Source organism: Halorientalis brevis, from assembly GCF_023077655.1.
This window is the reverse complement of sequence record NZ_JALLGV010000001.1, coordinates 193,904-218,594: the sequence shown is the minus strand read 5'-3', so window position 1 is coordinate 218,594 and position 24,691 is coordinate 193,904. Positions and strand designations below refer to the sequence as shown.

Genomic DNA, 24,691 nt, shown 5'->3' with positions numbered 1-24,691 from the left:
GACGGACGTCTATGCTGGGGCGTGTGCACACTCGTCATCGCCTGGCAGGTGTTCGCGGACACGCCCATCGCCGTCGCCGCGAATCGCGACGAACACCTCGATCGACCGTCGGACCCGCCCGCGAAGATCGCTGCCGATCCAGGCGTGGTCGCACCCCGAGACAGCGAGGCCGGTGGCACGTGGATCGGGTACAACGAACACGGCCTGTTCGTCGCGATCACGAACCGGTGGGTGGAGGCCGACCTCGCCGGCGATCGCTCTCGCGGCCTGCTGGTCCGGGACGCGCTCAGACACCGGACGGCGGAGGACGCTGCCCGATTCGTCGAGCGCGAAGTCCAGGACCTCGAGTTCGAGGGGTTCAATCTCGTCGTCGCCGACGCCAACGCGGCGGTCCTGCTGGAGTGGGGTGGCCAACTCGCCGTGCGAAACTTCGATCCCGGCGTCCACGTCGTCGTGAACGTCGGTGCCGACGGCGACTTCGTCGTCCCGAGTCACCGCCCCGAGGTGAGCGAGCAACAAGCGGCAAACGCCGCTTCGGTCCGGACGGCCCTGCAGCCCGAACCCGGCGAACGGGCCGGGGTCTGGCTCGAACGAGCGGCGGACGTCATTAGCGACCACGAGTACGGCGTCTGCGTCCACCACAACTCCTTCGGCACGCGCTCGTCCTCCTTGGTCACCATCGGTCCCGACGGCGCAAGCTACCGGTTCGCGCCCGGCCCGCCCTGTGAAACGGAGTACTACCGCGTCGACGCGTCGTTGTAGCGGATCGCTCCGACTGCGACCGCGGTCGGATCCGTCGCGTCGAAAGCCAGTTTTAAGCGGGAGACAGTCTGAAGGTAGATATGAGCATGGCAGCGTCGGAAGAAAACCTCACCGAAGACGAGCGCGCCGGGCTGGAACTCGTCCGCGAGACGGGCGGTATTCACCAGAGCGAGTTCTGGAAGGAACTGGACGTCTCATCGCGGAAAGGCAGCCGAATCGTGGAGTCGCTCGCAGAGAAAGGACTCATCCAGCGCGAGGAGACCATCTACGAAGGGCACAACACCTATCACCTCACACCTGCACCCCGTGATCTCAACTTCTCGCTGCTGATGGCTGGCGACATGTTGTCTCCGTTCATCGGCGACGAAGAGGTCGATCCCCACTCCGACGCGTTCTCACAGTGGGTCATGAACCTCGCGTACGAAGAGTAGCTACCCGCCGTCCGCTCGCGCTCTTCTCGTCGTTCGCGACACGTCACAAGAAGTAGCGTCCAGCATCCAAAACGTCGCTCAGTCCGCGTCGCCGGAGAGCCGACTCGCGAGTCGGCGAGCCCCCGTAGTAGGTCATCTCGGCACCGTAACAGAACACACAGCCGCGGAACGGCGGGCGCTCGATACCGTCGCCGTCAGCAGAGACTTCGGCCGATTCGGTCGCCATACCGTCTCAGTGGCGAGCGACGAAAATGAACCTTCGGCCGCCAGCGTCCGTCACGCACAGTCGCGGCTTCCGAACTCAGGCAAGCGCACTGCCTGCCCGAATGATCTCCTCCTGCACCCACCTTTTACATCGTCGGGTTTCCTCGCTCACGCCGTTCGCTGCGGGAACCGCGTGGCGGCGAAGCCGCCACGTTATCCGGTTGCGGGCCGCTGGCCCGCAACCCACTCCTCGTAAAATCTGGACCAAAACCGCTGCTCGCGCTGGGGCGCTCGCAGTCGTCAGGCCAGCGCACTGCCGGCCCGAATGATCTCTTTCTCGCCGAACGCCGGGCCGATCAGCTGGAGGCCCACAGGTCCCTCCTCGGTTTCGCCCGCCGGAACTGAGATCGCCGGGAGGTTCGCCAGGTTCACCGGCGTCGTGTTGCAGTCGGCCAGGTACATCTGCATCGGGTCGTCTAAGCTCTCGCCCATCTTCATCGGGGGCACAGGCATGGTCGGCGATGCGAGCACGTCCGCCTCGTCGAGCGCTTCGTCGAAGTCCCGTTTGACCCACGCACGGGCGTCCTGGGCCTTCTTGTAGTACTTGTCGTGGTAGCCCGCTGAGAGCGCGTAGGTGCCCAGGAGGACGCGACGCTTGACTTCCTCGCCGAACCCTTCCTCGCGGCTTTTGGCGAACTCCTCGTTCCAGTTGCCCTCGTACTCGCCACCGCGTCCGTAGCGGACGCCGTCGAACCGCGCCAGGTTCGAGGAGGCTTCCGACATCGCGATGACGTAGTAGGCTTCGACCGCGTGTTCGACCGACGGGAGGTCGACCTCGTGGTAGCTGGCGCCCTGGGCTTCGAGTTCCTCGATGGCGTCCCAGAAGGTTTCGACGACGCCCTCGTCTGCGCCCTCGACGAGTTCGGTCGGAATCCCGATGTCGAGGCCCTCGACGTCGCCGTCGGCGGCAGCGGCGAAGTCGTAGTCCGAGCCCGCTTCCCGTGCGTCCCGGGTGGTCGAATCGTGCTGGTCGGGGCCGGCGATAACCTCCAGGAGTTCGGCCGCTTCCTCGACGGAGGGGGCGATCGGCCCGATCTGCTCTAAGGAGTTGGCGTAGGCGACGAGCCCGTAGCGAGAGACTAACCCGTACGTGGGCTTGATGCCGACGACGCCGCAGAACGCGGCCGGACAGCGGATCGAGCCGCCGGTGTCGGACCCGAGCGCCATGTCCGTCTCGCCCGCAGCGACCGCTGCAGCGGAGCCGCCAGAGGACCCGCCGGGAACGCGCCCCTCAGCCGCGGGGTTCTCAGTGGGGCCGAACGCGGAGGTCTCGGTGGTCGTCCCCATCCCGAACTCGTCCATGTTGGTCTTCCCGGGGATGGTCGCACCGGCGTCTTTCAGCCGCTCGACGACCGTCGCGTCGTAGGGTGGGACGTAGTTGGCGAGCATCTCCGAGCCGCAGGTCGTCGGCACGCCCTCGGTCGAGATGTTGTCCTTGACTGCGACGCTCCGTCCGGCGAGGGGTCCGTCTTCCTCGCCTTCGATCGACTTCGTCGTGATATATGCGTTGTAGGACATGCTTTACGAGACCTTCGGGCCCTTGAAGTAGCCTGCTTCGCTCTCCGGCGCGTTTTGCAGCGCCTCTTCCTGGCTGAGACACTCACGTTCCTCGTCGGGGCGCATCACGTTCGTCAGGTCCGGCTCCGCCTCGGTCTCGGGCACTTCGTCGAGACGCTCGAACGAGGCGAGGATGTCGGCGAACTGCTCGGTGAAGCGGTCGACCTCGTCCTCCTCGAGATCGACGCGGGCCAACGAGGCGACGTGACGCACTTCCTCGGGGTCGACGGCCGAATCGGTCATACTCGCCGGCAGGCCCGGGCCAGCGGTAAGGGTTTCGGTCGCCGCTGTTATCACCTGTCTCGCCGCGGGGCCCACGCTCGCACGACCGAGCGCAGTCGGGGCCAACAACCGGCAAAATGGGCTGCTTACTCCTCGGCAGTGCTGTAACCGCAAACGGCCGATATCGGCAACTCTGAGGGCTCAAACGGTCGAAAGGTTTAAGTCGGCGCAGCCACAACATAACATCGTACTGGATAGTTCTCTGGGCACCAGTGCCCGCCGATTCAACCAATGACTGACACCACCATCAGAGAGTACACGGGCGAACGCGCGAGCGAGAGCCAGGACGAGGAACCCATCGAGCAGGAGGACGAAACGCTCGTCTGTCCGGAGTGCGGTGGGTCGTTAGCCACGGATTCGGAACGCGGTGAGACGGTCTGTGAGGAGTGTGGCCTGGTCGTCTCGGAAGACGAGATCGATCCCGGGCCGGAGTGGCGCGCGTTCAACGCCAACGAGAAAGACGAGAAGAGTCGGGTGGGAGCGCCGACGACGAACATGATGCACGATAAGGGGCTCTCGACCAACATCGGCTGGCAGGACAAGGACGCGTACGGCAACTCACTGTCGTCGCGACAGCGCGAGAAGATGCAGCGACTGCGCACGTGGAACGAGCGCTTCCGGACACGCGACTCCAAGGAGCGCAACCTGAAACAGGCCCTCGGCGAGATCGACCGCATGGCCTCGGCACTGGGGCTGCCAGAGAGCGTCCGGGAAACCGCGAGCGTCATCTACCGCCGCGCCCTCGACGAGGATCTGCTGCCGGGCCGGTCCATCGAAGGCGTCGCCACCGCGTCCCTGTACGCCGCTGCCCGACAGGCCGGGACGCCCCGCAGTCTCGACGAGATCGAGGGCGTCTCTCGCGTCGAGAAAGACGAGATCGCCCGCACCTATCGGTACGTCATTCGGGAGCTAAACCTGGAGATACAGCCCGCTGACCCGGAGAGCTACGTCCCGCGCTTTGCCTCCGAACTGAACCTCTCGGACGAGGTCGAGCGGCGGGCGCGTGACCTCCTCCAGACCGCAAAACAGGAAGGCGTCCACAGCGGGAAGAGCCCCGTCGGACTCGCTGCCGCCGCAGTGTACGCGGCCTCGCTGCTGGCCAACGAGAAGGTCACGCAGTCGGAGGTCAGCGACGTCGCTTCCATCAGCGAGGTCACGATCCGCAACCGCTACCACGAGTTGCTCGACGCAGAAGGACAGATGCTGTAACGCGGTCGAGACTGGTTTTCCGGGGCGGATCGCTCGCTACTGTTCGCGGAGTCGCTCCACGTCGGTCTCGATGCTGTGGACCTGTTCGACCTGTTTCTCGTTTAGGTCTGCGACCTCGATCGCGCGGTCGGAGATGCTGTCGGCTTTCCGCACGGCGTCGTCGACCATGCCCGCGACCTGCTCGGTGCTGTGGGCCTGTTCGTCAGTCGCGGCGGCGACTTCGTCGATCCCGTTCGAGGTTTCACGCACTGCGGTGACGATGTCTTCGAGGTTCCCCATCGACTCTTCGACCATCTCCCGACCCATGTCCACCTGCTCGTTGGCGTCTTGCAGGCTGGCGACGGTCTCTTCGGTGTCTTCGCTGATGGTCGAGACGACGGACTCGATCTCGCTTGCGTGCTGCTGTGACTCCTCGGCCAGCGATTTGACTTCGTTGGCGACGACGGCGAAGCCTTCCCCGGCCTCACCGGCGCGCGCGGCTTCGATGGAGGCGTTGAGCGCCAGGATGTTCGTTTGCTCGGCGATGTCGTTGATGACGTCGACGATATCGTCGATCTCCGCGACCGCTTCTCGGAGGCGGTTCACGTCGCTCGTGACGTCGGCGGCAGCCGAATCGATGTTTTCCATCACGTCGATCGCGTCTTCGGCCGAGTCGCGGCCCTCCTCGGCGAGTCGTTCGGCCTGCTCGCTCGACGCGTTGACCTCTTCGGCGGAGGACGCGATCTCCTCGACCGTCGCGGAGAGGTTCGAGACCTCTGCCGAGATGTCTTGCATACTCGCGTGTTGCTCTTCGACCAGCGCCGTGATCTCCTGAGAGTCGCTGCTCACTTCCTCGGAACTGTCGAGCAGGTCGTTCACGGACGTCTGGACGCCGTCGGCGACCGAGCGGCGGCGCTGCATCTCCTCGATCATGTGCTCTGCCGTCTGGTCCAGGTCGTCGACGATCTTGCCGAAGATGCCCGGCAGCGAGTCGACGTCGCGGTCGGTGTCGAGGCGCGCGTCCCGGAGGTCGTCCGTGATCTGATCGAGTTGCTCCATGGCCTCGTCGACGACCGCGATCATCTCGTTGAGCGACTCGCCCATGTCCTCGTAGTACCACTCCAGGTCCGTGGTGTCGACTTCTGTGTCGAGGGACCCGCTGGACACGTCGTCGACGACGTCGTTGAACTGCTCGGTCACGGACTTCATGTCCGAGAGGTCGATGAAGCTCTCGGAGATCGCGACCACGTCGCCCGCGTCGTTTTTGATCGCGGTGGCGACGAGTTTGGTCGGAACGGTCCGCCCGTCGTAGGTGTCTTTCTCCACTTCCACTTCGATCCGGTCGGTTTCACCGGCCATGAGTCGCTTGAGGGTGCAGTTGTCCGTCCCGCAGACGTCGTCGTTGCACATCGCACCGTAGCAGGGCACCTCCTCGAGCCTGTCGTCGTCGACGCCCGACAACTCGTCCATCATGTCGTTTTGCATGATGACGTTGAACTCCGGGCCGATGATCCGCATCGCCGTCCCCGAGGCGTTGAGTACCTGCTCCAGGTTGGCCCGAACGGTGCCTTCGACTTCGCCTGTCGTGAACTCTGTGGGTGCGTCGATTTCCTGGTAGTAGTCCTCGTCGTGATCGAGCGACGGGCTGGGTGCCGCCTCGTCCGCAGAGACGACCGCGCCCCCATCGCTCGCAACTGCCGACGCTGGCGATTCCTCGTCCGCTGCTCGAACAGGGTCGGTCTGTCCCGTCCTCTCCGAGTCTATCTCTCGTTCGTTAGTGCCGGTAAATCGACGCAGTAATGATGAGATCATTGCGTGGTACTCTCTCGTTACCGGGACTTTGCCACACCCCATAAAAACTCTATACTCCTATTTTCATATTTTGAGAACAATATTTCTGACACTCGGTGTGAATAGCCAATTTGCCCACAAATATTTCTGTTACTTATATTGACAGTAGGGCTCGAATACATATATTGGGCGCTGTCTGGGCTAAGCCGTCGATTTTCATCGAACTGGTCGCGATTGCTGTGCACCCAGACGATCGGTGAACGAGATCGGAATCTCCGATAACGAGTAACTTCACAATTATTTATACCTATACGACATTTATAGTGCAGTGTTCGCGGAGATGATTGGTCGGAAGGAATCCGCCGTCGGTCCGATGGCTTGCTGCCGCTCCTCTTCGCCTCGGCCGTTTTCGCCGTCGGTTCCGGTCTCTCTCTGGGAGAATCCACCGTCTACAAACCGAACGAGCGCTTCGCGACTCACATGGAGACGACGCGTCACTACACCGCGACTGTCTACATCGTGGCTGACGGAGCGACGGCCCTCCACGAACACGAGCGTCTCGGAATCCGCATTCCACCGGGCGGACACGTCCACCGTGACGAACTACCCCACGAGGCCGCCGTTCGGGAGGTCCGCGAGGAGACCGGGCACGATCCGGACCTCGTGGCCGACGACCCAGGAATTCGCACCGACACCGGTCGCTCACTCCCGCAGCCGCGCTATCAGATGCTGTACGACATCGACGTCTGCGACGGCGAGGTGGCACACCAGCACGTCGATCACGTCTACTTCGCGCGCGTGGACAGCAGGGACGTCGATCCCGCTGCCGGCGAGGAAGGCCCCGAGGTCTGGGACTGGAACACGCCCGCGGACCTTCGGGCAACGAGCGTGGACGAGGACGTGGCGCAGATCGGCACGGAAGCGATCGAGACCGTCTCTGACGCCTGAAAACAGCGTTACGCGAGCAACGATTCGACGTACTTCGTCACGTGGTCGTCCATCCTGCGTTTGAACCCGTTCTGTCTGGCTAGCCGGTCGAGTTCGCGAGCGATCAGACTCCCGTACTGGACGGCTTTCTTGTCTCGAGTCGCGATCTCGTCGGGCAGCCACTCGCTGGCCGCGCGCCGGAGCGCGTGCTTGCGCACCCCGTCGTCACCGGGCTCGGTGACGAGCATGTGACCGGGCAACTGGAGTGCGGCTTCGACGACCCGGTCGTGGAGCAGCGGCGCGACGGGTTCGACGCCTGCGGCACGGAGCGTCAACACGTCCCGTTCGAGTTGGTCGGGGAGGGACTGAATCACTTCTCGCGTGGCGCCCCGGACCGTGTCGGCGTCGACCCGGGGATCAGTGGGCGCCTTGGCGACTTTCGCGTAGCCGCCGAACAGTTCGTCAGCGCCCTGTCCCACTGCGAGCCGGTCGTAGCCGTCGTCGGCGACCCGCTCGGCGACCAGGTACAGCGGGAGCGCGATCTGGACGTCCATCGCGTTCGTCCGACCGATTGCGGTCGCGACTTCCGGCACGGCCCGGACGACGTCGTCGTGCGTGACCTCGACGACGCGAACGTCTCGGTCGAGCGACGCCGCAGCCGACTGCGCCGCCTCGACGTCGTGACTGTCGGGGAATCCAACCACGTACAGCGGGGCGTCCAGCCGCGCGGCCAGGAGCGCGGAGTCGACGCCACCGGAGAACGCGATCGCAAGCGAGTCCGCGACCACCTCGTCCAGACTCGCGTCGATAGACGCACGAACCGTCGCGACGGCCGCCTCGTCGTCCTCGATGGTCGGCACGTCGGGGAGCGACCAGACGCGCTGGTCTCCCTCAGCAGTCCTACCATGCCCTGCCGGTACCGATTCCGGCTGGTCCAGTTCGGTCGGATCGAAACTCCACGTCGTCGGATCGTCGCGCTCGGTGAAACAGGGGTATCGACCCAAAACGTCTCTGACGAGTCGATCGTCGACCGCGCCGGCGAAGCCCCGGGTGCCTGACAACGGGTCGCCCGACTCGATGGCAGCTCGGACGCAGTCGACGGACGCCCCGTCGAGACTCGACTCATTGCCGTCGGAAGCCCTGCCGGTCATAGGAAACTGTAGAATCGGTTCTTCACGCGGCGCTTGACGCCGCCGGCGGCCTGTCGGAAACTGATCCGCCACGGCGTTCGACGACCCTCAACCGTGGTCCGACCGTCGCGGATGGCGTCGAGGATGGCGTCGACGCTACGTTCGGCGGCGTCGATGCGAGTGACCGCCTGGCCGACCATCTCGCTGATGTGGGCGTCGCTCCCGGCCGTCATCGGCATTTCGCGGAGCTTGGCGAATCGTTCCGCCTGCCGGTTCGCTCGTCCGGTCAGCAGCCGGGAGTTGTACACCTCGATGGCGTCGGCCGCAGTCAGGTCGTCACGCGAGATGTGGGCCAGCACGCCGCTGCGTGACTCCTGGAACGGGTGTGGAACGACGGCGATGCCGCCGAGATCGCGGACGCGGCCGAGCGTCTCTCCGAACGAGAGGCCCGACGGAACTGCTTCGGTCACGCCGAGTGCGAGGACGTGGCCGGCAGCCGTCGACACCTCCAGCCCCGGAATGGCGATGAGGCCGTACTCCGGGGCACGCTCGGCGGCCTCTAGGCTCGCGTCGATCTCGTCGTGATCCGTGACGGCGATGGCGTCCAGGCCGACCGCTTCTGCCTGCCCGAGCAGAAGGTCGACGGGATCGCGGCCGTCGTACGAAAGCGACGAGTGACAGTGCAACTCGGCGGCGAGCACACCTGAGCGTATGGGGCGTCTGCTCAAAAGCGAACCGGTCCTGACCAGTCAGACGTAATGACATGTGCTATCGTGAGACACGAAACGTAGTGGGCTGCTCAGTAGTGATTGTGGTGTTACATATCCGTGTAGCGGCTACCCACGGGCGGGCTGGCGGTTGTGTGGCAGGTATGTCGGAGCGGTTATATGGCTTCGTCCGCCAACCTCCGTTACATGGTCCGTGATCCGTTCGCGGACGAGGAAGGACCCGACCTGCAGGACGTTCTGGACGCCCTTGACGATCCGAAGTGTCGCGTCATCGTCCGGAACCTGGAGGAACCCATGACAGCAGAGGAAATCGCCGAAACCTGTGACGTGCCGCTCTCGACGACCTACCGAAAGTTGGACATGCTGACGGAAGCTTCGTTGCTCCGCGAGGGGATGGAGATCCGTCCGGATGGTCAACACGCTAGTAAGTACGAGGTCGATTTCGAGGAAGTCGTCGTCGGACTCTCGGAAGACCGAGACTTCGACGTCGGCATCAGCCGCGTGCCCAGAACAGCGGACGAACGGCTACAGGACCTCTGGTCGGAGGTGCGCAAAGAAACGTGACCGGAATCGTCCCACTCATCCACGTCCCGTCAGTGATCGTTGCCCTCAAGACAATCACCCTGTTCCTCGGGGGCCTGATAGCGTTCTTCTCGTTCAAGGCCTACCGTCGGACCGGGGCGAAACCGCTGCAGTTGCTAGCCGTCGGCTTCACCCTCGTCACGCTCGGATCACTCATCGCAGGTGCGCTCGACCTCGCAGGAACGGCCAACATCGGGCCAGTAATCGACCGCGGATACGCGATCGTCGTCGAAGCCGCCCTCACGGCGCTGGGCTTCGCGGTGATCGTCTACTCGCTGTACGCTCAGCAGTAAGCGGCGCGACGGTTCGATGCTGCGTTTCTGAGTTGCTTTCTCCCGTCAGGTGGCCGGCCCGGCGTTGTGAGCTTCGGAGCACCGGTGTCGATTCGGTTCGGCATTGCTCTCGGGAACTTCCATTCTTCGCTCGCGTGTGCGAATCGGGACACTGGCACTGAGTTTTCAGACGCCGAGAACGAACTACGAAGTTATGTGGGGGGCCCGACTATCTTCAGGTATGAGCGAACACGTACTCGTTCCGATGGACGAATCGCCGCTGTCAGCGAAAGCGCTCGAACACGCACTCGAGAAACACGAGGACGCCGAGTTCACCGTGATCCACGTGCTGGACTTCGTCGACGCGGGTTACGGAGCTCCGATGGAGTCGACTCTGCCCGGGTACTGGGAGGAGTGGTACGAAAGCGCCAAGGAAGAGGCCGAGACGCTGTTCGACGACGCCCAGGACGCGGCCGACGACTACGACGTCACGCTGGACTCCGAGGCTGTCGTCGGCCAGCCGGGACGCAGCATCGTCGAGTTCGCCGACGAAAACGACGTCGACCACATCGTCATGGGGAGCCACGGTCGGAAAGGACTCTCCCGACTCATCCTCGGCAGCGTCGCCGAGAACGTCGTCCGCCGCGCTCACTGTCCCGTCACCATCGTTCGGTGAGGGGGACCGACTGAGCGGTTTTCTTTGGTACTGGTTCCCACTCCCCGAGACGTTTAGGCGGGCTTTTAACTATCGGTGAAAATCGTCGCATATGGAGCGGCGTGGAGACGTCCGGCCCCCGCAGACGCCGCACTGGGACGGACGGCAGGGCAGCGACGAGACGCGCCACGGAGTGCGGCGGAGTTCGGAGTGACAGACATGAGCACGAACGACAACACCGGTGCATCCACGCAGAGCCGTCGCGGGTTCCTTCGGGCGACGGCCACTGGCGCCGCAGCCGCGGGGCTGGGCGCGAGTGCAACCGGCACGGCAGCAGCACAGGACGGTAGCAAATTCGGCGGCTATCTCGCGGAAGCGAACAACTACGACGGCACGGTCGTCGACGAGACGGGCAAAAGCGAAGTGACCGTCGAGGTCGGCGCCGCAGACACCGGGCTCGCGTTCGGGCCCGCAGCCGTCAAAGTCGATCCCGGCACGAAGATCGTCTGGGAGTGGACCGGTGACGGTGGCTCGCACAACGTCGTCGCCGAGGACGGCAGCTTCGACTCGGGCTCGGCCGTCTCTCAGGCTGGCACGACGTTCGAACAGACCTTCGAGGAGGAAGGCGTCGTCCAGTACTTCTGCGAACCGCACAAGATCTCGGGCATGAAAGGCGTGATCGTCGTCGGAGACGTCGACACGTCCGGCGGTGGCGGCGAAGGCGGCGAACACGGCGGCGGCATCGTCTTCACGCCGGAACTGCAGGCGATGGGCGCTGCACTCGCGCTGGGTATCCTGTCGCCGATCGTGTTCGCGGTGCTGCTCGCGCTCAACCGCGACAAACTCGGCGGGACCGAGCAGTCCGGCCGCGCGGACCGCGACCTCAAGCGGATCGAATAGGCCCGTCGATCGAAACGATTGACCCCCGACCGTCGCCGTTGACGGGCAGTGTTTTTCCCCTCCCACGTCCCCGTGACGCAGGAAGCGGACAGCGCGTTCAGTCCGCAGCAGCGGTGCCGTCGGTGTCGAGACTCACGAGCTCGTCCACGTCCGGGATCACCGCGTCTTCGTCGGTGATGATGTCGATGCGTCGGGTCAGCTTGTCGCGCGCGTACGTGACGAGCGGGACCGCGTTGACTGCCTCCTCGAAGTCGTTCACCGTGTTCGCGACGTGGGGCATGAGTTCCTGCAGGGTGTCCTGGACGACCTGCTCGTCGACCTCGCCGCTCTGGACGTAGCGGCGGACTTTCTGCATGCCGAAGCCGACGTGACGGCCCTCGTCGCTGCGGATCTTGCTGATGCCCTCGACCAGCCCTTCGAGGTGCGGGAACTCGCGAATCGCCACCTCGTCGGATCCCTTCGAACTGAACGCCGACGTGATGCCGTAATAGCCTGTCTGGGCGAGCACTGATTCCACCGTCAGGTGGTAGTGACAGTACGCCTTGGCGCGGTTTTCCGGCGTGTCCTCTTCGAGGAGTAGCTCCATCGCGGCCTCGGTGTCGTCGAACAGTTGGATGTAGCCGTCAGGATAGTATCGCTGATCGGTCGGGTTCGTCACCTCGAACCCGTGGTGTTCGGCGACGGGGTTGATGACGTCCCGCCAGTAGCGGTCGAAAAACTGCGTGTGTTTGGCCTCCTCGTAGATCTGGCTGGAGACGAACATCTGGTCGTTGATGTCCTCCAGCACGAGCCCCAGGGGCATCAGGTCCTCCGTCACCGCCTCTTCGCCCGCGCCGAACCGAGCGAGCGTCTGCCGGAGTTCCTCGTACTCGGCCTCGGTCAGATCGTCCTCGTCCATCAGTTTCTGTTTGTCCTCTTCGAGTCCCTCGATCGCGTACGGGTCCCAGTGACGATACACTGCGTTCTCGAAGTACCCCTGTGCGAACGAATCGCGGTCAAGCCGCATCTCGCGGCTGGTGTCCTCTACCTGCGTCATGGTACACCACACCGTAGGGTGGGGACTGCCCTATAAATACCGCCGAACAATTCGGGTAATTTAAATGGTGGCTACTGCGAACGCAATTTTCGGGCCGACGAGCGGTGTCTCGTCGGGCGCAACGGTGAAGACGCCGTGTCCGCAAGACGGCGTGTGGACGAGACAATCGAGTGGCTCCGCGGGCGGCCGTACTACGAGGGGCAGGTTCACCACCACGAGGTCGTCCCCGGTCGCGACGCCAGTTTCGCCGACGTTGATCTCGACTCTCGGCTCGGGAGCACGCTCCGTGACCGCGGCATCGAGCGTCTCTACAGTCATCAGGCGGCTGCCATCGACGCCGTCCGCGGCGGTCGGAACGTCGTCCTCGCCACCGAGACGGCCAGCGGGAAGAGCCTGGCATACACGGTCCCCGCGTTCGAGCGCGCACTCGACCACACTGGCTGTACCCTCTATATTGCGCCCCAGGTCGCGCTCATCAACGACCAGACCGACACCCTCCAGAACCTCGCCCGTGGCCTCGGGTTCGGGAGTCGCGTCACGGTCGACCAGTACACCGGCCGGCAGTCGAAAACCGAGAAACGCCAGGTGCGCGACCGCCAGCCGACCGTCCTGTTGACGACGCCGGACATGCTCCACTACGGGATTCTCCCGCACTCGCACCGGCTCTGGGACTGGTTCTTCGAGCGCCTGGAGACGGTCGTCGTCGACGAAGTTCACGAGTACCGCGGCGTGTTCGGCAGCCAGGTGTCGCTCGTGCTCCGTCGTCTCAATCGCGTCTGCGAGCGGTTCGAAGCGGATCCGGAGTACGTCTGTTGTTCGGCGACCATCGGCAATCCCGTCGAGCACGCGGCGACCGTCACCGGGCGGCCCGCGGCCTCGTTCGCGGCGGTCACCGAAGATCGGAGCGCGACGGGACCGACCCACTGGCTGCTGTGGAACCCGCCGGAGTATGCCGACGGCGGGGGCTGGGGGAGCGGTCGCCGGAAGTCCAGCCACACCGAGACCAAGCGGCTGTTCGTCGACCTGGTGAGTCGTGGTTTCCAGACCGTGGTCTTCACCAGTTCGCGCCAGACCGCAGAGCGTTACGCCACCGACAGCGCTACTGAACTGCGCCGACGCGGTGAGCGCGACGCGGCCGAGAGCGTCACTGCGTACCAGGCGGCGCTGACCAGCGACCGACGGGAGACGGTCGAACAGGGGCTGTCCACCGGCGAGATTCGCGGCGTCTGGAGCACGAACGCACTGGAACTCGGCGTCGACATCGGCGGGCTCGACGCGGTTCTGCTGGACGGCTACCCGGGCACGCGAATGGCCGCCCACCAGCAGGCAGGGCGGGCCGGTCGCGGGACCGATCCGAGCCTCGTCGTCATGGTCGGCGGCGAGGACCAGCTCGACCAGTACTTCATGGCCAATCCCGACGAGTTCTTCGAGGGCGAGGCGGAACGCGCCATCTCGAACCCCGAAAATCAGACGCTCATGCCTGGACACGTCCTGTCCGCTGCTCGGGAGACGTGGCTGAAACCCGACGACGACCGCCACTTCGGCCCGACGTTTCCGGAACTCGTGGGCGACCTCACCGAGTCGGGCGAGCTCGATCGACGGGAGACCGACGCCGGCATCCGCTGGCTGTACGACGGCGACGGCAGCCCCCAACACGAGATGAATCTCCGGACCATCGACGACCGGCAGGTCCAACTGCGGGACCGCGCGAACGGCGAGACGATCGCGAAACTCCCTTTCGGCGACGCGCTGCGGGACGCCCATCCGGGCGCGATCTACCACCACCAGGGCCAGAGTTACGAGGTGACCGACCTCGACCTGGACCACCGGATCGCCGACCTCTCGCGGACGCGCGCGGAGTACTACACCCAGGTCCTTCACGACAAGACGATCACCGTCGAGTCCGACCTCGAGGAGCGACCGATGCCCGGCCGCGAGGACAGCACCCTCCGGTTCGCGGACGTGACGATGCGCAAGCAGATCACCGGGTACGAACGTCGCGACATCGCGTCCGGCGAGCCGGTCGGGCAGTTCTCCCTCGACCTTCCGGAGACCACGCTGGAGACCAAAGCCCTGTACTTCACCGTCCCCGGCCCGGTCGAGATGGAGATGCGGGCACGCGACGGCGACTTCGACGGCGGCATCCACGCGGCCGAACACGCGATGATTTCGATGATGCCCGTGGAGTTGCTCTGTGACCGGCGAGACATCGGCGGGCTCTCGACGCCCCTCCATCCCCACACCGAGAAATCGACGATTTTCATCTACGACGGCTATCCGGGCGGCGTCGGGTTGACCGACCGCGCCTACCGTGACGTTAGTTCCCTCGTAGGAACCACTCGGAAGATGGTCGCGTCTTGCCCCTGTGCCGACGGCTGTCCGGCCTGCGTGCAGTCGCCCCACTGCGGCAACGCGAACGATCCGCTGGACAAGGAGTTGGCGCTCGTGTTGCTCGACGCGCTCGAGGGCGAGAACTGAGCGGTCCCGTCAGTCCGCGGGCTCGGGACCGGTGTCGACGACGGGGTTCGAGCCGGTGACCTCGCCATCGGTGAGATAACACTGCGGGTCCGGCGCGAAGGGGTCGTCGTGGACCGAGAGCGCCCGGAGTCGCGACCCACCGCGACAGATGGACTGGTACTGGCAGTCCGCACACTTTCCGGTGAGGTGGTCCTCGCGGTTCCGGAGTGCGCGGAGAAGCGGGTTCGAGTCGTCCTCCCAGATGGACGAGAACGGGCGGTCGCGGACGTTCCCGAGCGAGTAGCCCTGCCAGAACTGGGTGAGGTGGACGTTGCCCTGGTAGTCGATGTCGGCGACGCGCTCGCCGGTCGGGTCGCCACCGTTGGCCTCGAGGTAGCGATACACGCGCTCGGCCGTGTCGTGGCCGAGGTGTTCGCGGGCGTACTCGACCATGTACGCCGCGTCGGCGTAGTTGCCGACCAGCAGCGTCTCGATCTCTTCGCCCCGGTCGTGGTACTCGCGGGTCATGTCACACACCGTCTCGACAGCCTCGCGGCGTTCCTCGGGTGTGAGGTCGACGTCCATGATCTCGTTGCCGCGGCCGCCGTAATCGAGGTGGTAGAAACAGAACCGGTCGAGCCCCTCGTCGTACAGCATCGAGACGATGTCTTCGAGGTCGGGGGCGTTGTGTTTCGTGATCGTGTACCGGAGTCCGGTCTTGAGTCCCACGTCGAGACAGGCGTTGATTCCCCGGAGGGCGGCGTCGAAAGCGCCCTCCTTGCCGCGGAACTCGTCGTTCGCTTCCGGGAGGCCGTCCACGGAGATGCCGGCGTACTTCAGACCCGCGTCCTTGAGGGCCTGAGCGCGTTCCTCGGTGATAAGCGTCCCGTTGGTCGAGAGAACTGCGCGAATCCCCTGGTCGGTCGCATAGGCGATCAACTCCTCTAAGTCCTCGCGAACCAGGGGTTCCCCGCCCGAGAAGAGCACGACGGGGATGCCGTAGTCGGCGAGATCGTCGAGGAGTCGCTTCCCCTCTTCCGTCGAGAGTTCGCCCGGCGCACACTCCGTGTCGGCGGCGGCGTAACAGTGGTCGCAGTAGAGGTTGCACTGCTTGGTGAGGTTCCAGACGACGACCGGTCGTTGCTGCTTGCGCTCGGTGATCTGCGGTTTCTTCGACTCCTCGGCGGCGTCGTATCGGAGGCCGTCCCCCTCGGCGTCCAGGTCACAGAGCAGTTTGCTGACCGAAATCATTGGTCCGTCTCCGTGGTCGAGAACCGCTCTACCTCGTCGGCGGGACAGAGCCACACGTCGGTGACGCTCCACCCCAACAACTGCGTGGCCTGGTCGCGGGCCACGTCGGCTGTGGGTGCAGAGACACTGCCGGCGTGTCTCGGCGGGCCGTCGTCGTCACGCACGAACACTTCCCATTCGCGGCCTGTGGTCGCTCGGACATTACTGGGTCCGGTCGAGTGGGCACGCTCTGCCATGCGAATATGTTCGAAAACGCACTATATACCCCTCACTACGATTCCCATTCTCTGGGAACGGAACCGGTGAATTTACAACTGGCACGTTCTGAGACACAATGAGGTGACCAAGTGATGGATAGACGGAATTTCGTACGCGGTGTTGGTGTTCTGACAATCACCGGCGGACTGGCCGGGTGCTCGGAGGGTAGTAATTCAGGCGACTCGAACAACGGTGATACCACGACCGAGGGTGGCAGCGCCGAGATGGTGTCGGCACCGAGCGAGGTGTCGAGCTACCTCGACGGGGCGATCGGATTCGACGGCGACATGGCGGATCACACCGGCAAGGACTCCGTCGAGGTTCAGGTCGGTGTCGGCCAGGGCGGCCTCGGCTTCGGTCCCGCCGCGATCAAGGTCTCGCCCGGGACGACCGTGACCTGGGTCTGGACCGGTGACGGTGGCGCACACAACGTCGTTGCCGAAAGCGAAGCGTTCGACTCCGGCACCTCCGAAGCGGGCGCCGGGGTGACCTTCGAACACACGTTCGAGGAATCCGGAACGGAGACGTACTACTGCAACCCTCACAAGGTCTCCGGCATGAAAGGCGCCGTCGTCGTCGCGTCGGAATAAGGGCGTTCTCGACGATTCGTCACGGCGTTCTTTTTTACGTGTTGTCGCCGTGTGCAGCGCGTTAGCTCAGTACCAGGACGAAACCCGTCAGGAACATCAGTACAGCGATGCCGGCGAGGACGAGGAGCAGGAGGTCCTTTTCGGACATTACTCGTGGGTAGGAAGTGAAACGGTTAATCACCTTCGTCTCCAATCTGGAGCAATGACAGATGCCGACACGACGAGCGGAAGCCGGGTGGTCCTCACTGTTTTCACGGTCGTCGTCCTCATCGCTGGCGTGATGGGCACGATTCTGGGTGCGATCAGACCCGAGGATCTGGACCCGGAGCTGTTCGGGATCATCCAGCTTCCGCCGACGCCCCTGGGAACCGCTCTCTTCGGAATGATAACCGTCGGGGTCGGGCTCGGTGCCCTGATCGGCGCGGTCGTCTACATCTCCAATCGCTACGACGCCGACGCCGTCGAGTGAGCCAGGTTATCCCTGGCCGACCATCTGGTCTTCGTCTTCCCACTCCTGTTCGCGGAGTTCGTACTTCTGGACTTTCCCGGTCGACGTGGTCGGCAGTTCCTCGACGAACTCGAAGCGGCGCACGACCTTGTAGCCCGCCAGGTTGTCCTCACAGAACTCCTTGAGTTCCTCTTTCGTCACGCCCGGTTCCTCGGGGTCGCCGTTGTCCGGAACGACGAACGCCTTGGGCGTCTCGCCCCACTCCTCGCTCGGCGACGGGATGACTGCAGCGGACCCGACGGCGTCGTGCTCGAACAGCGTGTCCTCCAGTTCGATGCTGGAGATGTTCTCCCCGCCGGAGATGATGATGTCCTTCTTGCGGTCCTGGATGGAAATCATCCCGTTGTCGTCGACGGTGGCGAGGTCGCCCATGTGGTAGTACCCCTCCACGCGGTCGTTGAACGCTTGCTCGGTCTGCTCGGGCTTGTTCCAGTACTTGTCCATCACCTGGTTGCCCCGGACGACGATCTCCCCGATGGTGGCGTCGTCGCGCGGCACGTCGTTGCCGTCCTCGTCGACGACTCTGACCTCGGTGCCGAGGTAGCCCAGCCCCTGGCGCTTCTTGATCTTGAAGCGGGCGCTGGAGTCGTCGTCGAACAGCCGCTTGGCGTCGGAGGTGGTGATGAGCGGCCCGGTCTCGGTCGCGCCGTACACGTGTTTGAGGTACCAGTCGAACTCGTCTTCGACCGTGCGGATGGTCGCCTCCGGCGGGGCGCTCCCCGCCGTGGCGATGCGGACGTCGTTTTCCCCGCTCGTGGGGATGTCGCCGTCGTTCTCGTCGTAGTGGTCGCTCAGCATGTTCAGCACCGTGGGGGCACCGCACATGTACGAGACGTCCTCGTCGACGACGGTGTCGAAGATCCACTCGGCGTCGACCCCGCGGGTACAGACGTGTTTCGCGCCCATGCCGGTGATGGCGTAGATGTGCCCCCAGCCGTTGACGTGGAACATCGGCAGCGTCCACAGGTAGACGTCGTCGTCCGTGATCTCCTGGTGAACGGTGATGAGGTACGCGTGGATCGTCTCCGTGCGGTGGGTGCGACACACGCCCTTCGGGTCGCCGGTCGTCCCGGACGTGTAGTTGATGGTGATGACGTCGCTCTCGTCCATCTCCGGCCGGTCGTAGTCGGTGCCGGCGTCCTCGATGACCTCCTCGAAGGACTCCCAGTCGCCGTCGACGGCGTCGGCGTCGTTCGTGATGAACGTCTCCGTCGGGACCTCGTCTCGGATGGCCTCGATCCGGTCTGCGTACTCGTAATCGGCGAAGATCGCGTCGACTTCGGCGTCAGAGAGAATATATGCGAAGTCGTCCGGCGTCAGTCGGTAGTTCAGCGGCGTGTGGACGGCACCGAGCTGCATGCTCCCGTACGCCGCAGCCAGGTGGTAGTGCGTGTTCGGGTCGAGTACAGCGACGCGGTCTCCCTTCTCGATGCCGCGCTGCTGGAGTGCCGCCGAGAACCTGTCGGCGCGCTCCCCGAGTTCGTCGTAGGTGAACCGTTCGCCGGTCGTCGCCACGACGGCCTCTTCCTCCCCGTAGTACTTCCGGGCACGGTCCAGAAAGTCCGTGACTAGCAGTGGTTTTTCCATCGCACCTCGGACAAACGTGAATGAATAAAAAAGTGGTTTCTGTTTGTTCCCGAGATTTGAGAACTCGGTCAGTTGCCACGTTTCGTCGCCAAGAACACGTCGAACTCGGCGTCAGCGCCACGCTGCCACCGATCGAGCGCTGGCGAATACGTGCTGACTGCCAACCGTCGCCGATCGGGGTCGACGGTGAGCAGTCTGAGCCACCCGTTCCCGCCCCGGCGCTCGGTCTGGTAGTTGACGAACATCTGTGACACTGCGGTTCCGGCCCCGCCGTCGTCGAGTCGACGGCCGGTGTTGCCGGGGACGTGGTGACCGCTGTGGACGTTCACGAGGTTTGCGTGGTTCCGGACCAGTTCCGCCCACAGCTCGACGCCGTTGTGAACGTCGGTCAACCCGTACTGTCGCGGATTGTGATCGTCGTCCCTGTCGACCCTCGTGTCGTCGAAGTAGAGATACGAGTGTGTCGTGAGGAACGCGAGAGCGTCGCTGTGGGCCGAGAGGACGCGGTCGGCCCACTCGACGACTGCCTGTCGGGGTCCGAACTCGACGGTGAGGTACAGCAGGTCTTCGCCGGCGACCCGCTGGCGAAGGTACGCGTTCTCGGGATTCCCGTCGTACGTGCCGTATCCCACGATGGAGTCCGTCCGCGACTCGGCGGTCGCGTATCGCGCCGTCGGCAGTCGCCTCCGGAACGCGGTCGGGGCCCGGATCTCGGCCGCGTCGTGATTGCCCAGTGCGACGAGCGTCGGAATCCCGGCGTCGTCGAGCATCGACACTGCGTCCGTCGCCACGTCCCACTCTGAGTCCTCCGCCGGATTGTCGACGAGGTCCCCGAGATGGAGTACCGCCGCGACGTCGTGTTCGTCCTGGTTGTCGACGATCCACCGCGCCTGTTGCTCGAAGAGACCGTTGTCGAGTCGGGAGTAATGCTGGGTGTCCGGCAGGACGACGATGGAGAACCGTCGCTGGGCAGACTCGGGTGGACGGACGCGACAGCCCGAGAGCGTCGCTCCCAGGGCCAGACTCCCGACTGTCGCGATCGTCCGTCGACGTGTCGGCTTCCTCGGGTCTCTCTCGGTGCGCGTCATCCGTTACGCAATATGATGGTCTGTCGAAATCGTGACCCTCGCGTAATGTGTTTTGTGAAGGTCACTTTGCATATCGGACTCGTTGACACCGAGGCCAGCGCATCGAGCAGGCCTGCGTGCAGCTGTCACTCCGCGGCAGGAAACGTGAGGCGGATCGTCGTCCCTCGGTCGCTGGACTCGACGACCGTGATCGTGCCTCCGTTCGTCCGGACGATCCAGTTCGCGAGCCAGAGGCCGAGTCCGCTGCCGTGGTTGAGCGGCGTCTCCGTCTCCCCCTCCAAGACGGCACAGTCCTGGGACGGCAGGCCTGGGCCCTCGTCGCTGATCGTGACCGCGAACTGTTGCCCGTTCGAAACCCGCGAGACGGTCACGGACACGGTCGGCTCGGCCGTCGTCGCGTGTTGGAGCCCGTTCTCACAGAGTTCACGGAACGCGACGTCGACGGTCGTCTCGACGGCGGCGGGCGCGGCTTCGGCACCAGCAACGTCGACTGTCCCTGCGGGATAGTCGGCTTCGAGGTTCGCACTGATCTGGTCGAGTATCGCCCGGAGATCGACCTGCTCCAGGTCGGTGTCGCGTTCGTCGACTTTCTGGAACGTCCGGGCTTTCTCACCGAGTGCCGTCAGCTTTCGGCCCGTCTTCAGAATCTCGGCTGCGCTGCGTTCGAGGGCGGGATCGCTGGCCTGATCGCGGATCATCGCGGCGCGCCCGATGACGACGTTCATGTCGTTTCGGATGTTGTGCCGGAGCACGCGGTTGAACACGTTCAGCGCCTGTTCGCGACGCTTGCGCTCGCTGATGTCCCGGAGGCTGGCGAGAATCCTGGTCCCTTCGGGCAGTGCTATCGTCGCGGCCGTCACCTCGAGGGGGATTCGGTGGCCGTCCTGGCCCGCACAGGCGAGTTCCTCGATCCACCCGCGACCGCCCTCTCGAACCTCCGTGATCAGTTCCTCGAACCGTTCTCGGTCCTCGGGACAGATCGTCGACGCGGCGACCGACTGGAGGGATTCGGGGTCGTCGTACCCGAAGAGGTCCGTGGCCCGGTCGTTGCAGTCGACGATCTCGTCGTCGTCCGGATCGATGAGCAAGAGTCCGTCGCTGGCGGACTCGAAGATGCGTCTGGAGCGTTCGTGTGCAGCGCTGAGTTCCTCGATCCACTCGGTCCGCTCGAGTGCTGCCACGGTGTTCGATCCGATCATCTTCAACAACGAGACGTCGATCGCGTCGAAGGCTTCGGCCGTCTCGGCGGACACCGTTACGACGCCGAATCCGTCGAGCGGGATGACGACCTCGCTCTGGACGGTTCCCGCCGACGCTGCCTCGTTCTGCGGGACCGCGGTGCTGTCGAACGTCGTCACCTCGCCCTCGTCGACGGCCGCCCACAGTCGGTCCGTTCCGGCGTCTCCCCGGTGGAGCGTTCGTGACCCTACGTTGCCGCTGAGACTCGTCACCTGCTCGAGGGTCGTCTCGTCGTCGTCCAGGAGCCACGCGCGGGCGCTGGGGGCCTCCACGGCGTCCCCGGCGATGCCGATCGCGATCTCGCAGACGCCGGCTTTCGTCGTCGCACGCATGAGTTCCGTCATCCCACCCTGGAGCGTTTCCAGTGCCTCCTCTCGTCGCGTCCGCTCGAGTTCGTGGCTCAGCCACCGGGCGATGAGGCTCACGAAGGTCTGTTCAGCCTCGCTGAAGCTACTGTGGGGCGAACGGTCGAGAAAGCAGACGGTCCCGTACAGCGTGCCGCCGACCACGACGCGCGACCCCAGATAACACTCGATGTTGCTCCGCTCGTAGGCCGGATCGTCGCTCCACCCCTGTTCACTGGCGTGGCTGAACGCGAGGACGTCGTCGGTCTCGATCGTCTTCCGGCAGAACGTCCGTGGGAGGTCCATGAGATCGCCCGGTTCGATCGGCAGGTCGCCGATGCTCGCGACGATCTCGTAGTGTTCGGGTTCCCGGTCGATGGTCGACAGGTGGGCGTTCTCGACGTCGAGCCTGTCCAGCCCGATTTCGAGCATCCGGTTCGCTTTCTCCGTGAACGACAGCGACGCGTCGGTCGCGACTTCGTAGAGGTCGGTCAGGTGCGCCACGGACGCCGTCTGCTCGCGTTCGTCGTCCGACCGCCGCATCTCGACCATCCCCCGAACGCGGTTCGCCAACCGCTCGAACCGGTCCTCGCCCCCCGCGACGACGTCCGTCACCGTCGCCGTCTCCGGGCCGCGATGCCCGCCAGCCTCGGATTCGCCGGCGAGCACGACCACGGGCGGCCGGGATGCGCTGGCCGCCGCGTCTTCGACGACCGCCCACTCGTCGTCGGAGAGCGGAGCGACGGCGACGATACAGTCCACTGCGGGTCGACCGTCTGTCGATTCCAGGATCGTCACTCCGTCGTAAACCTCATCGAGTGCTGTCTCGATGCGGTCGACCGGCTCTGCCGTGTTAGCGACGACCACCGCGGTGAGTCCTTCAGACATCACGCGCTGGTTCCGAGACGACGCCAGCTACTTGCCAACTGATGAGAAGTGAGCTCCACTTCGATGCCACGTGGCAATTCATTACGTAACTCGCAGGACCAGACCGATATGAAGGTATTGGGACACACTCCACCAATGGCCACGCTGTGGGCCCGTGACAGCAGGCGGGATGCCGAGTTCTCGGACGTCACGCCAGTCCGACGGTCTCCTGGTAGGACCCGTAGTACTCCTCGAAGACGGCCATGATCTCCCCCATCGTCGCGTAGGCCTTGACGGCCGCGATGATCGACGGCATCACGTTCTCGTCGTTCGCGATGGCCTCGCGAACCGACTCGAGGGCGTCCGCGACCGCTTCGTCGTCGCGGTCGGCTTTGACCTCTGCGAGCCGTTCGCGCTGGCGTTCCTGCACGTCGTCGTCGACTTTCAGGATGTCCGGCTCGGTGTCCTCCTCGATGGTGTACTTGTTGACCCCGACGACAATCTCCTCCCCGTCGTCGACGCGCTCCTGGTACTCGTAGGCCGAGTCCTGAATCTCGCGGTGGAAGTACCCCTGCCGGATACCCTCCAGCACGCCGTCCCGGACGGAGCCGTCGCCCATTTCCTTGATCTCCTCGATGTAGGCCATCGTCTGCTGTTCGACCTCGTCGGTCAGCGCCTCGATAGCGAAGGAGCCGCCCATCGGGTCGACGATGTCCGCCGCACCGGACTCCTCGGCGATGATCTGCTGCGTGCGGAGCGCGACTCTGACGGCTTCTTCGCTGGGCAGGGCCAGGGCCTCGTCGAAACTGTTGGTGTGGAGGCTCTGGCTGCCGCCCATGACGCCCGCCAGCGCCTGAATGGTGACGCGGACGACGTTGTTGAGCGGTTGCTGGGCCGTCAGGGACTGACCCGCCGTCTGGGTGTGGAACTTCAGCTGCTTGGCCGCCGGTTCGTCGGCGCCGTACCACTCGTCCATGATCCGCGCGTAGATGCGGCGTCCGGCGCGGAACTTCGCGACTTCCTCGAAGATGGAGTTGTGCGAGTTGAAGAAAAAGGAGAGTTGGGGACCGAACTCGTCGACGTCGAGGCCCCGCTCCAGACAGTCCTCGACGTAGGCGAAGCCGTCCGCCAGCGTGAACGCGAGTTCCTGGACGGCTGTCGATCCGGCTTCGCGGATGTGGTACCCCGAGACGGAGACCGGCTTGAACGTCGGCGTTTCCGCGACGGCGAACTCGATGACGTCGGTGACGACCGAGAGCGAGGGTTCCGGCGGCACGACCCACTCCTTCTGCGCGATGAACTCCTTGAGCATGTCGTTCTGGAGTGTCCCGCGGATCTCCTCGCGCGGAACGCCCTGCTGGTCCGCCAGCGCGATGTACATCGCGTAGATGACCGGCGCGCTCGGGTTGATGGTAAAGGACGTGGAGACCTCGCCGAGGTCGATCCCGTCGAACAGGATCTCCATGTCTCGCAGCGTGTCGACGGCGACGCCTTCCTTTCCGACTTCGCCGTCGCTCATCTCGTCGTCGCTGTCCAGGCCCATGAGGCTCGGCATGTCGAACGCCGTCGACAGGCCGGTCTGGCCCTCGTCGATGAGGTAGTGGAAGCGCTCGTTGGTCTCTTCGGCGGTGCCGAACCCGGCGAACTGCCGCATCGTCCAGGTCCGCCCGCGGTACATCGTCGGATACGGCCCGCGAGTGAACGGCTCCTCGCCGGGGAATCCGAGATCCTCTGCGTAATCCAGATCGGCGACGTCCGCGGGCGTGTACAGCCGGTCGACCTCGAGGTTCGAGACGGTCGCGAAACGCTCTCGGCGCTCTCCGTAGGCGTCGAGCACCGGCCCGAGGGTCTCTTCTTCCCACTCAGTGCGCCCCTCGCGAATCGCCGCGAGGTCGTCCTCGTCGTACATGCCACATGTTTACATTCGGCGCGCGCTTAACCCTTCGGCCGGGAATAATGACTTCGATGTCGGGGACGACACCGACCGCCGACGAAGT

At 64.6% G+C, this 24,691-nt stretch carries 24 protein-coding genes; 11 read left to right on the top strand and 13 right to left on the bottom strand.

The features are described from left to right. The first annotated feature begins 21 nt into the window (after positions 1–21). Entirely contained in the window at positions 22–762 is a 741-nt protein-coding gene (locus MU553_RS01155; RefSeq protein ID WP_247373594.1) for an NRDE family protein, read from the top strand. An 80-nt stretch (positions 763–842) separates the two neighbouring features. Then, positions 843–1,193, top strand: coding sequence for a helix-turn-helix transcriptional regulator (locus MU553_RS01150; protein ID WP_247373592.1), 351 nt, complete (start codon positions 843–845; stop codon positions 1,191–1,193). A gap of 43 nt (positions 1,194–1,236) precedes the next feature. On the opposite strand, the gene MU553_RS01145 is transcribed toward MU553_RS01150, so the two are convergent. From MU553_RS01145 to gatC, 3 genes are all read right to left on the bottom strand, one after another. Then, a complete protein-coding gene (locus MU553_RS01145) occupies positions 1,237–1,419 on the bottom strand; it encodes a hypothetical protein (protein WP_247373589.1) in 183 nt (60 codons plus the stop codon). A gap of 278 nt (positions 1,420–1,697) precedes the next feature. Continuing rightward, a complete protein-coding gene (gene gatA, locus MU553_RS01140) occupies positions 1,698–2,975 on the bottom strand; it encodes an Asp-tRNA(Asn)/Glu-tRNA(Gln) amidotransferase subunit GatA (RefSeq protein ID WP_247373587.1) in 1,278 nt (425 codons plus the stop codon). A 3-nt stretch (positions 2,976–2,978) separates the two neighbouring features. Next, entirely contained in the window at positions 2,979–3,257 is a 279-nt protein-coding gene (gene gatC / locus MU553_RS01135; protein WP_247373575.1) for an Asp-tRNA(Asn)/Glu-tRNA(Gln) amidotransferase subunit GatC, read from the bottom strand. Positions 3,258–3,527: 270 nt separating this feature from the next. On the opposite strand from gatC, the gene MU553_RS01130 reads away from it, so the two are divergent. After that, the gene (locus MU553_RS01130) at positions 3,528–4,505 is read left to right on the top strand and encodes a transcription initiation factor IIB (RefSeq protein WP_247373573.1); all 978 of its coding nucleotides are present in this window, start codon (positions 3,528–3,530) and stop codon (positions 4,503–4,505) included. A gap of 36 nt (positions 4,506–4,541) precedes the next feature. Here MU553_RS01130 and MU553_RS01125 read toward each other — a convergent pair whose 3' ends face one another. Further along, positions 4,542–6,296, bottom strand: coding sequence for a methyl-accepting chemotaxis protein (locus tag MU553_RS01125; protein ID WP_247373562.1), 1,755 nt, complete (start codon positions 6,294–6,296; stop codon positions 4,542–4,544). Between the two features lie 459 nt (positions 6,297–6,755). Between MU553_RS01125 and MU553_RS01120 the strand changes: the two genes are divergently transcribed. Beyond that, positions 6,756–7,223, top strand: a complete 468-nt coding sequence (locus tag MU553_RS01120) for an NUDIX domain-containing protein (protein ID WP_247373560.1) — start codon at positions 6,756–6,758, stop codon at positions 7,221–7,223. An 8-nt stretch (positions 7,224–7,231) separates the two neighbouring features. Here the strand turns inward: MU553_RS01120 and MU553_RS01115 are convergent, their stop codons facing one another. Beyond that, on the bottom strand, positions 7,232–8,353 hold the full coding sequence (locus MU553_RS01115; protein ID WP_247373558.1) for an asparagine synthase C-terminal domain-containing protein: 1,122 nt from the start codon (positions 8,351–8,353) through the stop codon (positions 7,232–7,234). Beyond that, the gene (locus MU553_RS01110) at positions 8,350–9,033 is read right to left on the bottom strand and encodes a PHP domain-containing protein (protein ID WP_247373556.1); all 684 of its coding nucleotides are present in this window, start codon (positions 9,031–9,033) and stop codon (positions 8,350–8,352) included. Before MU553_RS01110 ends, MU553_RS01115 begins: the two co-directional genes overlap by 4 nt. A gap of 213 nt (positions 9,034–9,246) precedes the next feature. On the opposite strand from MU553_RS01110, the gene MU553_RS01105 reads away from it, so the two are divergent. The 4 genes from MU553_RS01105 (at position 9,247) to MU553_RS01090 (ending at position 11,469) form a co-directional block, all read left to right on the top strand. Further along, complete coding sequence (locus tag MU553_RS01105) at positions 9,247–9,624, top strand: transcriptional regulator (protein ID WP_247373554.1); 378 nt, start codon at positions 9,247–9,249, stop codon at positions 9,622–9,624. Beyond that, positions 9,621–9,935, top strand: coding sequence for a DUF7521 family protein (locus MU553_RS01100; protein ID WP_247373552.1), 315 nt, complete (start codon positions 9,621–9,623; stop codon positions 9,933–9,935). The genes MU553_RS01105 and MU553_RS01100 overlap by 4 nt, the downstream gene beginning before the upstream one ends. 220 nt (positions 9,936–10,155) lie before the next feature. Then, positions 10,156–10,590, top strand: a complete 435-nt coding sequence (locus tag MU553_RS01095) for a universal stress protein (protein ID WP_247373550.1) — start codon at positions 10,156–10,158, stop codon at positions 10,588–10,590. Positions 10,591–10,788: 198 nt separating this feature from the next. Continuing rightward, the gene (locus tag MU553_RS01090; RefSeq protein WP_247373548.1) at positions 10,789–11,469 is read left to right on the top strand and encodes a halocyanin domain-containing protein; all 681 of its coding nucleotides are present in this window, start codon (positions 10,789–10,791) and stop codon (positions 11,467–11,469) included. Between the two features lie 97 nt (positions 11,470–11,566). Here MU553_RS01090 and MU553_RS01085 read toward each other — a convergent pair whose 3' ends face one another. Next, positions 11,567–12,505, bottom strand: coding sequence for a ferritin family protein (locus tag MU553_RS01085; RefSeq protein WP_247373546.1), 939 nt, complete (start codon positions 12,503–12,505; stop codon positions 11,567–11,569). Positions 12,506–12,658: 153 nt separating this feature from the next. Between MU553_RS01085 and MU553_RS01080 the strand changes: the two genes are divergently transcribed. Further along, positions 12,659–14,983 (top strand): DEAD/DEAH box helicase, encoded by a 2,325-nt coding sequence (locus MU553_RS01080; RefSeq protein WP_247373543.1) that lies wholly within the window; start codon positions 12,659–12,661, stop codon positions 14,981–14,983. A 9-nt stretch (positions 14,984–14,992) separates the two neighbouring features. Here the strand turns inward: MU553_RS01080 and MU553_RS01075 are convergent, their stop codons facing one another. After that, positions 14,993–16,213 (bottom strand): TIGR04347 family pseudo-SAM/SPASM protein, encoded by a 1,221-nt coding sequence (locus MU553_RS01075; RefSeq protein WP_247373541.1) that lies wholly within the window; start codon positions 16,211–16,213, stop codon positions 14,993–14,995. Next, the gene (locus MU553_RS01070) at positions 16,210–16,449 is read right to left on the bottom strand and encodes an Htur_1727 family rSAM-partnered candidate RiPP (protein ID WP_247373539.1); all 240 of its coding nucleotides are present in this window, start codon (positions 16,447–16,449) and stop codon (positions 16,210–16,212) included. The genes MU553_RS01075 and MU553_RS01070 overlap by 4 nt, the downstream gene beginning before the upstream one ends. A 114-nt stretch (positions 16,450–16,563) precedes the next feature. Between MU553_RS01070 and MU553_RS01065 the strand changes: the two genes are divergently transcribed. Both MU553_RS01065 and MU553_RS01060 read left to right on the top strand, forming a co-directional pair. Beyond that, positions 16,564–17,061, top strand: coding sequence for a halocyanin domain-containing protein (locus tag MU553_RS01065; protein ID WP_247373536.1), 498 nt, complete (start codon positions 16,564–16,566; stop codon positions 17,059–17,061). 202 nt (positions 17,062–17,263) lie between these two features. After that, complete coding sequence (locus tag MU553_RS01060) at positions 17,264–17,530, top strand: DUF7520 family protein (RefSeq protein WP_247373534.1); 267 nt, start codon at positions 17,264–17,266, stop codon at positions 17,528–17,530. 6 nt (positions 17,531–17,536) lie between these two features. On the opposite strand, the gene MU553_RS01055 is transcribed toward MU553_RS01060, so the two are convergent. The 4 genes from MU553_RS01055 to MU553_RS01040 all read right to left on the bottom strand — a co-directional run bounded on the left by MU553_RS01055 (position 17,537) and on the right by MU553_RS01040 (position 24,603). Continuing rightward, positions 17,537–19,156 (bottom strand): long-chain-fatty-acid--CoA ligase, encoded by a 1,620-nt coding sequence (locus MU553_RS01055; protein ID WP_247373532.1) that lies wholly within the window; start codon positions 19,154–19,156, stop codon positions 17,537–17,539. 68 nt (positions 19,157–19,224) lie between these two features. Further along, positions 19,225–20,244, bottom strand: coding sequence for a metallophosphoesterase (locus tag MU553_RS01050; protein ID WP_247373530.1), 1,020 nt, complete (start codon positions 20,242–20,244; stop codon positions 19,225–19,227). 125 nt (positions 20,245–20,369) lie between these two features. After that, complete coding sequence (locus MU553_RS01045) at positions 20,370–22,715, bottom strand: ATP-binding protein (protein WP_247373518.1); 2,346 nt, start codon at positions 22,713–22,715, stop codon at positions 20,370–20,372. Positions 22,716–22,902: 187 nt separating this feature from the next. After that, on the bottom strand, positions 22,903–24,603 hold the full coding sequence (locus MU553_RS01040; protein ID WP_247373516.1) for a methylmalonyl-CoA mutase family protein: 1,701 nt from the start codon (positions 24,601–24,603) through the stop codon (positions 22,903–22,905). Positions 24,604–24,691: the final 88 nt, after the last annotated feature.